We start from the raw sequence: 15,276 nt of genomic DNA on the forward strand, positions 1-15,276 counted from the left end.
ATGAGCAAGATCATCATTCGCGGTGCGCGGATCCTCGGCGGCGAGCCGCAGGACGTACTCATCGACGGCGAGACCGTCACCGAGGTGGGCACCGGCCTCGACGCCGCCGGCGCCACCGTGATCGATGCCGAGGGGCAGATCCTGCTGCCTGGCCTGGTCGACCTGCACACCCATCTGCGCGAGCCCGGCCGCGAGGACTCCGAGACCGTCCTCACCGGCACCAGGGCCGCGGCCGTCGGCGGCTTCACCGCCGTCCACGCCATGGCCAACACCTTCCCCGTCGCCGACACCGCGGGCGTCGTCGAGCAGGTCTGGCGGCTCGGCAAGGAGTCCGGCTACTGCGACGTGCAGCCCGTGGGCGCCGTCACCGTCGGCCTGGAGGGCAAGAAGCTCGCCGAGCTCGGCGCCATGCACGACTCGGCCGCCGGAGTGAAGGTCTTCTCCGACGACGGCAAGTGCGTCGACGACGCGGTGATCATGCGCCGCGCCCTGGAGTACGTGAAGGCCTTCGACGGCGTCGTCGCCCAGCACGCCCAGGAGCCCCGCCTCACCGAGGGCGCCCAGATGAACGAGGGCATCGTCTCGGCCGAGCTGGGTCTGGGCGGCTGGCCCGCCGTCGCGGAGGAGTCGATCATCGCCCGCGATGTCCTCCTCGCCGCCCACGTCGGCTCCCGCGTCCACATCTGCCATCTCTCCACCGCCGGGTCCGTGGAGATCGTGCGCTGGGCCAAGTCCAAGGGCTGGAACGTCACCGCCGAGGTCACCCCGCACCACCTCCTCCTCACCGACGAGCTGGTCCGCACCTACAACCCGGTCTACAAGGTGAACCCGCCGCTGCGCACCGAGGCCGACGTGATGGCCCTGCGTGAGGCGCTCGCCGACGGCACGATCGACTGCGTCGCCACCGACCACGCCCCGCACCCGCACGAGGACAAGGACTGCGAGTGGGCCGCGGCCGCCATGGGCATGGTGGGCCTGGAGACCGCGCTCTCCGTCGTCCAGCAGACGATGGTGGACACCGGTCTGCTCGACTGGGCGGGCGTCGCCGACCGCATGTCCTTCCGCCCCGCGGCCATCGGCCGACTCGTCGGACACGGCCGTCCCGTCTCGGCGGGTGAGCCCGCCAACCTCACCCTGGTCGATCCGGCATACCGTGGAGCCGTGGACCCCGCGGGCTTCGCGTCCCGCAGCCGCAACACCCCCTACGAGGGCCGTGAGCTGCCGGGCCGCGTCACCCATACCTTCCTGCGGGGCCGTGCCACGGTCGTCGACGGGAAGCTCGCGTGACAACTCTGACCCCCCTGTACCACCTGGCCGCCGAGCAGAAGTCGGCGGAAGTGACGGACTGGGCCGCCCGCATCGCCTGGGTGGTCGGCCTGTTCGTCTTCATCGCCCTCGTCTACTGGCTGATGCGCCAGGGCTGGAAGTGGCGCGCCAGCCTCCAGTCCGGCCTGCCCGAGCTCCCGGCCACGCCCGAGGGCTTCGCCGGCGACGAGGTGCTCCTGACGCTTCAGGGGCGCTACCACGCCTCCACCACCGCCGGGCAGTGGCTCGACCGGATCGTCGCGCACGGCCTCGGCACCCGCAGCCGTACCGAGCTCACGCTCACCGCCCGCGGCCTGGAGGTCGTACGCCCCGGGGCGGCCGACTTCTTCGTCCCGGCCGAGGCCCTGCGCGAGGCTCGCCTCGACAAGGCGCTCGCGGGCAAGGTCCTCCCCGAGGGCGGCCTGCTGATCATCACCTGGGCGCACGGCGGGACGCTGATCGACTCCGGCTTCCGCTCCGACCACGCCGCTGAGCACCAGGCCTGGGTCGACGCCGTCAACCACCTCACCAGCACCACTACGGAAGGCACCGCACGATGACGATCTCCACCCGGGGGGCCCAGACCCCCGCCGTACTCGTCCTGGAGGACGGCCGCGCCTTCCGCGGCCGCGCCTACGGGGCCGTGGGGGAGACCTTCGGCGAGGCGGTGTTCTCCACCGGCATGTCCGGCTACCAGGAAACCCTCACCGACCCCTCGTACCACCGCCAGGTCGTCGTCATGACGGCCCCGCACGTCGGCAACACCGGCGTCAACGACGAGGACCCCGAGTCGGGCCGCATCTGGGTCTCCGGCTACGTCGTCCGCGACCCCGCCCGCAAGCCCTCCAACTGGCGCTCGCAGCGCTCGCTGGACGAGGAGCTGGTCGCGCAGGGCGTCGTCGGTATCAGCGGCGTCGACACCCGCGCCCTCACCCGCCATCTGCGCGAGCGCGGCGCGATGCGCGTCGGGATCTTCTCCGGCAACGCGATCGCCGACGAGGGCACGCTCCTCGCCAAGGTCCGCCAGGCCCCCGAGATGGCCGGTGCCGACCTCTCCGCCGAGGTCGCCACCAAGGAGGCCTACGTCGTCCCCGCGATCGGCACGAAGAAGTTCACCGTCGCCGCGATCGACCTCGGCATCAAGGGCATGACCCCGCACCGGATGGCCGAGCGCGGCATCGAGGTCCACGTGCTGCCCGCCACCGCCACCCTGGAGGAGGTGTACGCGGTCCAGCCCGACGGCGTCTTCTTCTCCAACGGCCCCGGCGACCCGTCCACCGCCGACCACCCGGTCGCCCTCATGCAGGGCGTCCTTGAGCGGTCCACCCCGCTCTTCGGCATCTGCTTCGGCAACCAGATCCTCGGCCGCGCGCTCGGCTTCGGCACCTACAAGCTGAAGTACGGCCACCGCGGCATCAACCAGCCGGTGCAGGACCGCACCACCGGCAAGGTCGAGGTCACCGCGCACAACCACGGCTTCGCCGTCGACGCGCCGCTCGACCAGGACTCCGAGACCCCCTATGGGCGGGCCAAGGTCTCCCACGTCTGCCTGAACGACCAGGTGGTCGAGGGCCTCCAGCTCCTGGACCGGCCCGCCTTCAGCGTCCAGTACCACCCCGAGGCGGCCGCGGGCCCGCACGACGCCGCGTACCTCTTCGACCGTTTCGTATCCCTGATGGAGGGCCAGCGTGCCTAAGCGCTCCGATATCCAGTCCGTCCTGGTCATCGGCTCCGGCCCGATCGTCATCGGCCAGGCAGCCGAGTTCGACTACTCCGGCACCCAGGCCTGCCGCGTCCTCAAGGCCGAGGGCCTGCGCGTCATCCTGGTGAACTCCAACCCGGCGACGATCATGACCGACCCGGAGATCGCCGACGCGACCTACGTGGAGCCGATCACCCCCGAGTTCGTCGAGAAGATCATCGCCAAGGAGCGCCCCGACGCGCTCCTGCCCACCCTCGGCGGCCAGACCGCGCTGAACACCGCGATCTCCATGCACGAGAACGGTGTCCTGGAGAAGTACGGCGTCGAGCTCATCGGCGCCAACGTCGAGGCGATCAACAAGGGCGAGGACCGCGACCTCTTCAAGGGCGTCGTGGAAGCCGTCAAGGCGAAGACCGGCTACGGCGAGTCCGCCCGTTCGGTCATCTGCCACTCCATGGACGACGTCCTCGCGGGTGTCGACACCCTGGGCGGCTACCCCGTCGTCGTCCGCCCCTCCTTCACCATGGGCGGCGCCGGCTCCGGCTTCGCCCACGACGAGGAGGAGCTGCGCCGTATCGCCGGACAGGGCCTCACACTCTCGCCGACCACCGAGGTGCTCCTTGAGGAGTCCATCCTCGGCTGGAAGGAGTACGAGCTGGAGCTGATGCGCGACAGGAACGACAATGTCGTGGTCGTCTGCTCCATCGAGAACTTCGACCCGATGGGCGTCCACACCGGCGACTCCATCACCGTCGCCCCCGCGATGACGCTCACCGACCGCGAGTACCAGCGGCTGCGCGACATCGGCATCGCGATCATCCGCGAGGTCGGCGTCGACACCGGCGGCTGCAACATCCAGTTCGCCATCGACCCCACCGACGGCCGGGTCATCGTCATCGAGATGAACCCCCGCGTCTCCCGCTCCTCGGCGCTCGCTTCCAAGGCCACCGGCTTCCCGATCGCCAAGATCGCCGCCAAGCTGGCCGTCGGCTACACGCTGGACGAGATCCCCAACGACATCACCGAGAAGACCCCGGCCTCCTTCGAGCCGACCCTCGACTACGTCGTCGTCAAGGCCCCGCGCTTCGCCTTCGAGAAGTTCCCCTCCGCCGACTCCACCCTCACCACCACCATGAAGTCGGTGGGCGAGGCCATGGCGATCGGCCGGAACTTCACCGAGGCCCTCCAGAAGGCCCTGCGCTCGCTGGAGAAGAAGGGCTCGCAGTTCGCCTTCACCGGCCCGGCCGGTGACAAGGCCGAGCTGCTGGCCGAGGCGGTCCGGCCCACCGACGGCCGCATCAACACCGTCATGCGGGCGATCCGGGCCGGAGCCACCCAGGAGGAGGTCTTCGACGCCACGAAGATCGATCCCTGGTTCGTCGACCAGCTGTTCCTGATCAAGGAGATCGCCGACGAGCTGGCCTCCGCCGAACGCCTGGACGCCGACCTGATCGCCGAGGCCAAGCGGCACGGCTTCTCCGACGCCCAGATCGGTGAGATCCGCGGGCTGCGCGAGGACGTCGTCCGCGAGGTCCGGCACGCGCTGGGCATCCGCCCGGTCTACAAGACCGTCGACACGTGTGCCGCCGAGTTCGCCGCGAAGACCCCGTACTTCTACTCCTCGTACGACGAGGAGAGCGAGGTCGCGAGCCGTACCAAGCCCGCCGTGATCATCCTCGGCTCGGGCCCCAACCGCATCGGCCAGGGCATCGAGTTCGACTACTCCTGTGTGCACGCCTCCTTCGCGCTCAGCGACGCGGGCTACGAGACCGTCATGGTCAACTGCAACCCGGAGACCGTCTCCACCGACTACGACACCTCCGACCGGCTCTACTTCGAGCCGCTCACCCTGGAGGACGTCCTGGAGATCGTGCACGCCGAGTCACTGGCGGGCCCGATCGCCGGAGTCATCGTCCAGCTCGGCGGCCAGACCCCGCTGGGCCTCTCCCAGGCGCTCAAGGACAACGGCGTGCCCGTCGTCGGCACCTCCCCGGAGGCCATCCACGCCGCCGAGGACCGCGGCGCCTTCGGCCGGGTGCTGGCCGAGGCCGGACTGCCCGCGCCCAAGCACGGCACCGCCACCACCTTCGGCGAGGCCAAGGCCATCGCCGACGAGATCGGCTACCCCGTCCTCGTGCGGCCGTCCTACGTCCTCGGCGGGCGCGGCATGGAGATCGTGTACGACGAGACGCGCCTCGCCGCGTACATCGCCGAGTCCACCGAGATCAGCCCCACCCGGCCGGTCCTGGTCGACCGCTTCCTCGACGACGCCATCGAGATCGATGTGGACGCCCTCTACGACGGCACCGAGCTGTACCTCGGCGGCGTCATGGAGCACATCGAGGAAGCAGGCATCCACTCCGGCGACTCGGCCTGCGCCCTGCCCCCGATCACCCTCGGCGGCTTCGACATCAAGCGGCTGCGCGCCTCCACCGAGGGCATCGCCAAGGGCGTCGGCGTCCGCGGACTGATCAACATCCAGTTCGCGCTCTCCGGCGACATCCTCTACGTCCTCGAAGCCAACCCGCGCGCCTCCCGCACGGTCCCCTTCACCTCGAAGGCGACCGCGGTGCCGCTCGCCAAGGCCGCCGCGCGCATCTCGCTCGGCGCGACCATCGCCGAGCTGCGCGAGGAGGGCCTGCTGCCGAAGACCGGCGACGGCGGCACCCTGCCGCTGGACGCGCCGATCTCGGTCAAGGAGGCCGTGATGCCGTGGTCGCGCTTCCGCGACATCCACGGCCGCGGCGTCGACACCGTCCTCGGCCCGGAGATGCGCTCCACCGGCGAGGTCATGGGCATCGACTCGGTCTTCGGCACGGCGTACGCCAAGTCGCAGGCCGGCGCCTACGGCCCGCTGCCCACCAAGGGCCGCGCGTTCATCTCGGTCGCCAACCGGGACAAGCGCTCGATGATCTTCCCGGCCCGCGAGCTGGTCGCCCACGGCTTCGAGCTGATGGCCACCTCCGGCACCGCGGAGGTCCTCAAGCGCAACGGCATCAACGCCACCGTGGTGCGCAAGCAGTCCGAGGGCACCGGACCGAACGGCGAGAGGACCATCGTCCAGCTCATCCACGACGGCGAGGTCGACCTCATCGTCAACACGCCGTACGGCACCGGCGGCCGGCTCGACGGCTACGACATCCGCACCGCGGCCGTCGCCCGCTCGGTCCCCTGTCTGACCACGGTCCAGGCGCTCGCCGCCGCCGTCCAGGGCATCGACGCCCTCAACCACGGCGACGTCGGCGTCCGTTCCCTCCAGGAACACGCCGAGCATCTGACAGCGGCCCGCGACTAGCCGCCCGGAGAGGGGGACACCGGAAACGGTGTCCCCCTCTTTGCGAGCCCCGTCGAGCACACCGAGCACCAAGGACACCTCCTCATGTACAAGTTCTTCTTCCGGCTGGTCTTCAAGCGGATGGACCCCGAGCAGGCCCACTACGCCGCCTTCCGCTGGATCCGCCTCGCCGCCCGTATCCCCGTCCTGCGCACCTTCCTCGCCGCCGCCCTCGCCCCCCGCTTCAAGGAGCTGCGCACCGAGGCCCTCGGCCTGCGGATGCACGGCCCCTTCGGGCTCGCCGCAGGCTTCGACAAGAACGCGGTCGCCATCGACGGCATGGCCATGCTCGGTTTCGACCACATCGAGATCGGCACCGTCACCGGCGAAGCCCAGCCCGGCAACCCCAAGAAGCGGCTCTTCCGGCTCGTCGCCGACCGTGCGCTGATCAACCGCATGGGCTTCAACAACGAGGGCTCCGCCGCCGTCGCCGCCCGCCTGGCCGCCCGCAACCCGGTCTTCCGCACCACCGTCGGCGTCAACATCGGCAAGACCAAGGTCGTGCCCGAGGCCGAGGCCGCCGCCGACTACGTGAAGTCCACCGAGGCCCTCGCCGCCCACGCCGACTACCTGGTCGTCAACGTCTCCTCGCCCAACACACCCGGCCTGCGCAACCTCCAGGCCACCGAGTCGCTGCGCCCGCTGCTCACCGCCGTACGCGAGGCCGCCGACCGCACCGTCACCACCCGGCGGGTCCCGCTCCTCGTCAAGATCGCCCCGGACCTCGCGGACGAGGACGTCGACGCCGTCGCCGACCTCGCCGTGGAACTGGGCCTGGACGGCATCATCGCCACCAACACCACCATCGCCCGCGAGGGCCTGGGCCTGAAATCTGACCCCGCCCTGGTGGGAGAGACCGGCGGACTCTCCGGCGCACCCCTCAAGGAGCGCTCGTTGGAGGTCCTGAGCCGTCTGTACGCCCGTGTGGGGGACCGGATCACCCTGGTGGGAGTCGGGGGCGTCGAGAACGCCGAGGACGCCTGGCAGCGCATCCTGGCCGGGGCCACCCTCGTCCAGGGCTACAGCGCCTTCATCTACGAAGGCCCCTTCTACGCCCGCGGCATCCACAAGGGCCTCGCCGCCCGGCTCGCCGCGTCCCCGTACGCCACCCTCGCCGAGGCCGTCGGCGCCGAGACCCGGAAGAAGGCCGCCCTGTGACCCCCGAACCCTTCGGCGCCCGCCTGCGCCACGCCATGGACACCCGCGGCCCGCTCTGCGTCGGCATCGACCCGCACGCCTCGCTGCTCACCTCCTGGGGCCTCAACGACGACATCGCGGGCCTGGAGCGCTTCACCCGCACCGTGGTCGAGGCGCTGGCCGACCGGGTCGCCGTCCTCAAGCCGCAGTCCGCCTTCTTCGAGCGCTTCGGCTCGCGCGGCGTCGCCGTCCTGGAGAAAGCCGTCGAAGAGGCACGGGCCGCCGGGGCGCTCGTCCTGATGGACGCCAAGCGCGGCGACATCGGCTCCACCATGGCCGCCTACGCGGCGACCTACCTGGACAAGGACTCCCCGCTCTTCTCCGACGCGGTCACCGTCTCCCCGTACCTCGGCTTCGGCTCGCTGCGACCGGCGCTCGACGCGGCCGCCGTCTCCGGCGCGGGTGTCTTCGTCCTCGCCCTCACCTCCAACCCGGAGGGCGCCGAGGTCCAGCGCGCCACGGCCGCCGACGGCCGCTCGCTCGCCCAGCTGATGCTCGACCACATGGCCGCCGAGAACACTGGGGCGGCCCCGCTCGGCTCGGTCGGCGCGGTGGTAGGCGCGACGCTCGGCGACGCGGGGGTGAACCTGGCGATCAACGGGCCGCTCCTCGCGCCCGGCATCGGCGCCCAGGGGGCGACCCCGGCGGACCTGCCGACGGTGTTCGGCGACGCCGTCGGCAACGTGGTTCCCAGCGTGAGCCGGGGCGTGCTGCGCCACGGTCCGGACGCGTCCGGGCTGCGCGAAGCGGCCGAACGGTTCGCGGACGAAGTCCGTCGTGCCGTATCCGGCAGTTGACCCTGACACGTTTACAGCGTGTTGACGAATCACTGACGAGTTACTGACCGGAAACCTGGTCGATATGTCTGGAAAGTCCTGGTCGGGCACAGCTGACCAGGACTTTTCGTCTGTTCTCGCTGACTACGGCGGCCCAGGCCGCTAGTCTCCGTCGAGAGCGGCCGAGCACAGTGTGTTCGTCGCTCACCTGGTGGGTGGCGTCCAGCTTCCCCGCCGGTCCGTATCCGACAGATCGACATCCGAGGTGACGTAGGCGTGGCTCTTCCGCCCCTTACCCCTGAACAGCGCGCAGCCGCGCTCGAAAAGGCCGCCGCGGCTCGCCGGGAGCGGGCCGAGGTCAAAAATCGACTCAAGCACTCCGGCGCCTCCCTCCACGAGGTCATCAAGCAGGGCCAGGAGAACGACGTCATCGGGAAGATGAAGGTCTCCGCACTGCTGGAATCCCTGCCGGGCGTCGGCAAGGTCCGCGCCAAGCAGATCATGGAGCGTCTCGGCATCTCCGAGAGCCGCCGGGTCAGGGGTCTTGGCTCCAACCAGATCGCATCCCTGGAGCGTGAGTTCGGCGGCACCGCCGCCTGACGTTCTCAGGCACCCCTGAGAACCTGGATAATCGCCTCATGGCTGCAACATCCCGGGGGACGTCCCCCGTACCCCCGGACGTACGTCCGCGGCTGACCGTGCTCTCCGGCCCCTCGGGGGTCGGCAAGAGCACGGTCGTCGCTCATATGCGCACAGTGCACCCCGAGGTCTGGCTCTCCGTGTCGGCGACGACACGCAAGCCGCGTCCCGGGGAGCGCAACGGCGTGCACTACTTCTTCGTGGACGACGAGGAGTTCGACAAGCTCGTCGCCAACGGCGAGCTGCTGGAGTGGGCCGAGTTCGCGGGCAACCGCTACGGCACGCCGCGCCGCGCCGTGCTGGACCGCCTGGAGGCCGGGGAACCGGTCCTGCTGGAGATCGACCTCCAGGGAGCCCGGCTGGTCCGCGAGTCGATGGCCGACGCGCGCCTGGTCTTCCTGGCGCCGCCGAGCTGGGAGGAGCTGGTGCGCCGGCTCACCGGCCGGGGCACCGAGGCGCCCGAGGTCATCGAGCGCAGGCTCGCCGCCGCGAAGGTCGAGCTGGCCGCCGAGGCCGAGTTCGATACGACGCTGGTCAACACCTCCGTCGAGGACGTGGCCCGCGAGCTGCTAGCCTTGATGCTTCAGGCTTAGATCTACTGTGATCTTTGATCTTTACCCCCTTCGGAAGGCAGAGAGTGTCCTCTTCCATCACCACGCCCGAGGGCATCATCAACCCGCCGATTGATGAGCTCCTTGAGGCCACCGACTCGAAGTACAGCCTGGTGATCTACGCGGCCAAGCGCGCCCGCCAGATCAACGCGTACTACTCGCAGCTCGGCGAGGGTCTCCTTGAGTACGTCGGTCCGCTCGTCGACACCCACGTGCACGAGAAGCCGCTGTCGATCGCGCTCCGCGAGATCAACGCGGGTCTGCTGACCTCCGAGGCCATCGAGGGCCCCGCGCAGTAGGCAGAACAGCACCTCGTCCTCAGGCCCGGCGGCCCGTACGCCGGGCCTGAGGTGTGTCCGGGGCCGGGTGAACGCGTTCCGCACGGTGAGGCAGCATGGGACCGCACACATAGCCGTTACGTTGCCGAGTGCGGGGAGACGCAGTGGACAAGCCGAAGGTGGTCCTGGGGGTCAGCGGGGGCATCGCCGCCTACAAGGCGTGCGAGCTGCTGCGCCGGCTGACCGAGTCCGGCCATGACGTACGGGTCGTCCCGACCGCCTCCTCGCTGCACTTCGTGGGCGCCGCGACCTGGTCGGCGCTCTCCGGGCACTCCGTCTCCGACCAGGTCTGGGACGACGTGCACGAAGTCCCGCACGTACGGATCGGGCAGGAGGCCGACCTCGTGGTGGTCGCCCCGGCGACCGCCGACATGCTGGCCAGGGCGGCCCACGGGCTCGCCGACGATCTGCTCACCAACACCCTGCTGACCGCCCGCTGTCCGGTGGTCTTCGCGCCCGCCATGCACACCGAGATGTGGGAGCACCCGGCCACCCGGGAGAACGTCGCGACGCTGCGCCGCCGGGGCGCCGTCGTCATCGAGCCCGCAGTCGGGCGGCTCACCGGCGTCGACACCGGCAAGGGCCGGCTGCCCGACCCGGGCGAGATCTTCGAGGTCTGCCGCCGGGTGCTGGCGCGCGGGGTCACCGAGCCCGACCTCGCGGGCCGCCATGTGGTGATCAGTGCGGGCGGCACGCGCGAGCCGCTGGACCCGGTGCGCTTCCTCGGCAACCGCTCCTCCGGCAAGCAGGGGTACGCGCTGGCGCGCACGGCGGTCGCCCGCGGCGCCCGGGTCACCCTGATCGAGGCCAACACCGGGCTGCCCGACCCGGCCGGGGCCGACGTCCTGCGGGTCGGCACCGCCGTACAGCTGCGGGAGGCCGTGCTGAAGGCGGCCGCCGACGCGGACGCCGTGGTGATGGCGGCCGCGGTGGCCGACTTCCGGCCCGCCGACTACGCCCCGGGCAAGATCAAGAAGAAGGACGGCGAGGAGGCCCCCGCCGTCCCGCTGGTCCGTAACCCCGACATCCTCGCCGAGGTCGCCGCCGAGCGGGCTCGGCCGGACCAGATCGTCGTGGGCTTCGCCGCCGAGACCGATGATGTGCTGGCCAACGGCCGTGAGAAGCTCCGCCGCAAGGGCTGCGACCTGCTCGTGGTCAACGAGGTGGGGGAGCGCAAGACCTTCGGCTCCGAGGAGAACGAAGCGGTCGTCCTCGCGGCCGACGGCCAGGAGACACCGGTTCCGTACGGTCCCAAGGAAGCGCTCGCCGACACGGTCTGGGACCTGGTTTCGGGAAGGTTCCAGCCGATTTCGTAATCAACCCTCCGGGCGACTGAAAAGGCCCTATAGGGTGTAAACAGGTCGCCGGGAAGGGTGGATTGTCCTACTGGAGCCCCCTGTGGCGCAGGTCACGGGACTTCCAAAGGGCGAGACACCTGGCCCGGCCGCCGGATACGACCGATAAACTGGTCGACGGCACGCTCCGAGCGCAGCTCTCGGACGTACCACCCATGATCAGCCAGCAGCCGCTGCAACCCCAGGGAGCGATGTGTCCCGCCGTCTCTTCACCTCGGAATCCGTCACCGAGGGTCACCCCGACAAGATCGCTGACCAGATCAGCGACACGATTCTCGACGCGCTCCTGCGCGAGGACCCCGCCTCGCGCGTCGCCGTCGAGACCTTGATCACCACTGGTCTGGTGCATGTCGCGGGCGAGGTCACCACCAAGGCCTACGCCGACATCCCCAACCTCGTGCGCAACAAGGTGCTGGAGATCGGCTACGACTCCTCCAAAAAGGGCTTCGACGGTGCTTCCTGTGGCGTCTCGGTCTCCATCGGAGCGCAGTCGCCGGACATCGCACAGGGCGTCGACACCGCTTACGAGAAGCGGGTCGAGGGCGATGAGGACGAGCTCGACAAGCAGGGCGCGGGCGACCAGGGCCTGATGTTCGGCTACGCCTGCGACGAGACCCCGGAGCTGATGCCGCTCCCGATCCACCTCGCCCACCGCCTCTCCCGGCGGCTGTCCGAGGTGCGGAAGAACGGGACCATCCCCTACCTCCGTCCCGACGGCAAGACCCAGGTCACCATCGAGTACGACGGTGACAAGGCGGTCCGCCTGGACACCGTGGTGGTCTCCTCGCAGCACGCCTCCGACATCGACCTGGACTCGCTGCTCGCGCCCGACATCCGTGAGTTCGTCGTCGAGCACGTGCTCGCGCAGCTCGTCGAGGACGGCATCAAGCTGGACACCGAGGGCTACCGCCTCCTGGTGAACCCCACCGGCCGTTTCGAGATCGGCGGCCCGATGGGCGACGCGGGTCTGACCGGGCGCAAGATCATCATCGACACCTACGGCGGCATGGCCCGCCACGGCGGCGGTGCCTTCTCGGGCAAGGACCCGTCCAAGGTCGACCGTTCCGCGGCGTACGCGATGCGCTGGGTCGCCAAGAACGTGGTGGCCGCCGGGCTCGCCACCCGCTGCGAGGTCCAGGTCGCGTACGCGATCGGCAAGGCCGAGCCGGTCGGTCTCTTCGTCGAGACCTTCGGCACCGCGGCCGTGGACACCGAGAAGATCGAGAACGCCATCGGTGAGGTCTTCGACCTCCGCCCGGCCGCGATCATCCGGGACCTCGACCTGCTGCGCCCGATCTACGCCCAGACCGCCGCGTACGGCCACTTCGGCCGTGAGCTGCCGGACTTCACCTGGGAGCGCACGGACCGGGTGGACGCCCTGCGCGCGGCAGCCGGTCTCTAGTCAGTGCCCCTCCCGGCGGGCTCGTCCCGTCGGGCCGGCCTCGCCGGTCGCGGCATCAGCAGTACCGCACAGTGACGACAGCGGGGCCCGGACACCGAGCACGGTGGCCGGGCCCCGCCGCTCTGCGCGCGGCCGCCGCTGTCAGTGCCGTCTGGTAGGAATTTGGCTGTGAGCAGCGAGAACGAGCAGTCCGCCGAGCCCGGGACCGGGGCGGCCGAGCCCGGGACCGGGGCGCCGGAGCAGCTTGCGCTGATCCGGGAGACGGTGCGCCGGGCGAAGGTGCCGCGCGCCAAGCCGCGGACCTGGCGCGGCGCCGCGCTCGCCGGGGAGCTGCCCGTCGCCCGCGTCCTGGTCAACAAGGGCGTCCTCCATCTCGACCAGTATTTCGACTACGCGGTCCCCGAGGAGCTGGACGCCGACGCCCAGCCGGGTGTGCGGGTGCGGGTGCGGTTCGGGGCGGGCGGGCGCAATGTCCAGGGCGGGCGGCGCGAGGGCGGCGGCCTGATCGACGGCTTCATCATCGAGCGCCGCGCCGACTCCGACTACCAGGGCGCGCTGGCCGCCCTGGCCTACGTGGTCTCCCCGGAGCCGGTCCTCGGGCCCGAGCTGCTCGCCCTCTCCCGCGCGGTCGCCGACCGGTATGCGGGCAGCCTCGCCGACGTCCTCCAGCTCGCCGTCCCGCCCCGCAACGGCCGCGCCGAGTCCAAGCCTTCCCCGGAACCACTGCCCCCGCCCCCGGCCCCCGAGGCGGGCACCTGGGAGCGGTACGCCCAGGGCCCGGCCTTCCTGCGCGCACTGGCCGAGGGCGGCGCCCCGCGCGCGGTGTGGACCGCCCTGCCCGGGCCGCACTGGCCCGCCGAGATCGCCGGGGCCGTCGCGGCGACGCTCTCCTCGGGGCGGGGCGCCCTCGTCGTGGTCCCCGACGGGCGGGCCGCCGGACGGGTCGACGCGGCGCTGACCGAGCTGCTCGGCGCGGGCCGGCACGCGCTGCTCACCGCCGACTCCGGCCCGGAGAAGCGCTACCGCCAGTGGCTCGCGGTGCGCCGGGGCTCCGTGCGGGCGGTCGTGGGGACCCGGGCCGCGATGTTCGCCCCCGTCCAGCACCTCGGCCTGGTGGTCATCTGGGATGACGGGGACTCCAGCCACAGCGACGACAACGCCCCCTTCCCGCATGTCCGCGAGGTCCTGGAGCTGCGGGCCGCGCAGGGCCGCTGCGGCTTCCTGCTCGGCGGCACCAGCTGCACGGTGGAGGCGGCCCAGCTGGTGGAGAGCGGCTGGGCGCTGCCGCTTCTCGCGGACCGGGAGCAGCTGCGCCGGGCCGCGCCCCTGATCCGTACGGTCGGGGACGGCGAGCTGGCCCGGGACGGCGCTGCCCGCTCCGCCCGGCTGCCCAGCCTCGCCTGGCAGACCGTGCGTGACGGCCTGCGCAGCGGCCCGGTGCTGGTCCAGGTCCCCCGGAGGGGTTACGCCCCCCGCCTCGCCTGCGAACGCTGTCGCACCCCCGCCCGCTGCCGCCACTGCGCGGGCCCGCTCCAGGCCCCGGACCAGCAGGATCTGAACTGCGCCTGGTGCGGCCGGGCCGAGCGGTCCTGGCACTGCGCGGAGTGCGGCTCCCCCCGGCTCCGCGCCCAGATCGTCGGCGCCCGCCGCACCGCCGAGGAGCTGGGCCGGGCCTTCCCCGCCGTGCCGGTCCGCACCTCGGGGCGCGACCACATCCTGGACGCGGTGCCGGACGCGCCCGCGCTGGTCGTCAGCACCCCCGGCGCGGAGCCCGTGGCCGAGGGCGGTTACGCCGCCGCGCTGCTCCTGGACGGCTGGGCCATGCTCGGCAGGCCGGACCTGCGGGCGGGCGAGGAGGCGCTGCGTCGCTGGACGGCCGCGGGCGCGCTGGTGCGGGGGCAGGAGGAGGGCGGCACGGTGGTCATCGTGGCCGAGCCGACGGAACGGGCGGTGCAGGCCCTGGTCCGCTGGGACCCGGCCGGTTTCGCCCGCCGCGAGCTGGCGGAGCGGGCCGAGCTGGGCTTCCCGCCGGTCTCCCGGATGGCCTCGGTGACCGGCCCGGCCGATTCCCTCGGCTCGTTCCTCCAGACCGCCGGCCTGCCGCCGGAGGCCGAGATCCTGGGCCCGGTGCCGGTTCCGCCGACCGGGCCGGGAAGGCCCCGCAGGCCGGGAGAGGCCCCACCGGGCGAGACTTGGGAGCGCGTCCTCATCCGGGTGGTCCCGGGCCGCGGCGCGGCCCTCGCAGGCGCCCTGAAGGCGGCACAGGCGGCGCGCACGGCCAAGGGCGGCGGCGACCAGGTGCGCATCCGGATCGACCCGCCGGACATCGGCTGAGGCCACCCTTCCGCCCCAGGACCCCAGCGACCCCCGCTCCCACGCGGCGCTGCCTCGCCCCCCCATGCGACACTGCCCCGCCGTGCGGCACGCACGGTGGGGCAGAGGAGCGGCCCGGTGTCAGCCGTTGCGGGGGCCCGGGAAGGCTCCGGGGCGGAGTTCCTCGCGGGCCGGAGGCTGGGCCGTCGGCGGCTGCGGCGGCCTCGACCGGGCCGCGGGCACCGCGGGCACCGGGGCGCCGGACCCGGCGGCGGGGCCACCGGACAGGCCGGCGCCTACGGAG

The 15,276-nt window shown here is 71.7% G+C and carries 12 protein-coding genes; all 12 read left to right on the top strand.

Annotation, left to right across the window (positions count from 1 at the left end):
* Window positions 1-1,287: a dihydroorotase gene (locus tag CIB93_RS28180; RefSeq protein ID WP_096630907.1), complete on the top strand. Its 1,287-nt coding sequence runs from the start codon at window positions 1-3 to the stop codon at window positions 1,285-1,287.
* A complete protein-coding gene (locus tag CIB93_RS28185) occupies window positions 1,284-1,865 on the top strand; it encodes a hypothetical protein (RefSeq protein WP_096630909.1) in 582 nt (193 codons plus the stop codon). Before CIB93_RS28180 ends, CIB93_RS28185 begins: the two co-directional genes overlap by 4 nt.
* On the top strand, window positions 1,862-3,001 hold the full coding sequence (carA, locus tag CIB93_RS28190) for a glutamine-hydrolyzing carbamoyl-phosphate synthase small subunit (protein WP_096630910.1): 1,140 nt from the start codon (window positions 1,862-1,864) through the stop codon (window positions 2,999-3,001). Before CIB93_RS28185 ends, carA begins: the two co-directional genes overlap by 4 nt.
* The gene (carB, locus tag CIB93_RS28195; RefSeq protein ID WP_096630912.1) at window positions 2,994-6,302 is read left to right on the top strand and encodes a carbamoyl-phosphate synthase large subunit; all 3,309 of its coding nucleotides are present in this window, start codon (window positions 2,994-2,996) and stop codon (window positions 6,300-6,302) included. Before carA ends, carB begins: the two co-directional genes overlap by 8 nt.
* Before the next feature lie 84 nt (window positions 6,303-6,386).
* Window positions 6,387-7,499, top strand: a complete 1,113-nt coding sequence (locus CIB93_RS28200; RefSeq protein WP_096630913.1) for a quinone-dependent dihydroorotate dehydrogenase — start codon at window positions 6,387-6,389, stop codon at window positions 7,497-7,499.
* Window positions 7,496-8,335 (top strand): orotidine-5'-phosphate decarboxylase, encoded by an 840-nt coding sequence (gene pyrF / locus CIB93_RS28205; RefSeq protein WP_096630915.1) that lies wholly within the window; start codon window positions 7,496-7,498, stop codon window positions 8,333-8,335. Before CIB93_RS28200 ends, pyrF begins: the two co-directional genes overlap by 4 nt.
* 255 nt (window positions 8,336-8,590) lie before the next feature.
* Window positions 8,591-8,914 carry an integration host factor gene (locus CIB93_RS28210; protein ID WP_031515413.1) on the top strand — a complete coding sequence of 108 codons (324 nt, stop codon included), beginning with the start codon at window positions 8,591-8,593 and terminating at the stop codon, window positions 8,912-8,914.
* A 38-nt stretch (window positions 8,915-8,952) separates the two neighbouring features.
* Window positions 8,953-9,546, top strand: a complete 594-nt coding sequence (gene gmk / locus CIB93_RS28215) for a guanylate kinase (RefSeq protein ID WP_096630916.1) — start codon at window positions 8,953-8,955, stop codon at window positions 9,544-9,546.
* Window positions 9,547-9,590: 44 nt separating this feature from the next.
* The gene (rpoZ, locus tag CIB93_RS28220; protein ID WP_003970369.1) at window positions 9,591-9,863 is read left to right on the top strand and encodes a DNA-directed RNA polymerase subunit omega; all 273 of its coding nucleotides are present in this window, start codon (window positions 9,591-9,593) and stop codon (window positions 9,861-9,863) included.
* A 143-nt stretch (window positions 9,864-10,006) separates the two neighbouring features.
* The gene (coaBC, locus tag CIB93_RS28225) at window positions 10,007-11,218 is read left to right on the top strand and encodes a bifunctional phosphopantothenoylcysteine decarboxylase/phosphopantothenate--cysteine ligase CoaBC (protein ID WP_096630918.1); all 1,212 of its coding nucleotides are present in this window, start codon (window positions 10,007-10,009) and stop codon (window positions 11,216-11,218) included.
* Between the two features lie 232 nt (window positions 11,219-11,450).
* Complete coding sequence (gene metK / locus CIB93_RS28230; RefSeq protein WP_096630919.1) at window positions 11,451-12,659, top strand: methionine adenosyltransferase; 1,209 nt, start codon at window positions 11,451-11,453, stop codon at window positions 12,657-12,659.
* Between the two features lie 168 nt (window positions 12,660-12,827).
* Window positions 12,828-14,993: a primosomal protein N' gene (locus CIB93_RS28235; protein WP_096630921.1), complete on the top strand. Its 2,166-nt coding sequence runs from the start codon at window positions 12,828-12,830 to the stop codon at window positions 14,991-14,993.
* Window positions 14,994-15,276 lie beyond the last annotated feature (283 nt).

Source organism: Streptomyces sp. WZ.A104 (genome assembly GCF_002382885.1).
GTDB lineage: Bacteria > Actinomycetota > Actinomycetes > Streptomycetales > Streptomycetaceae > Streptomyces.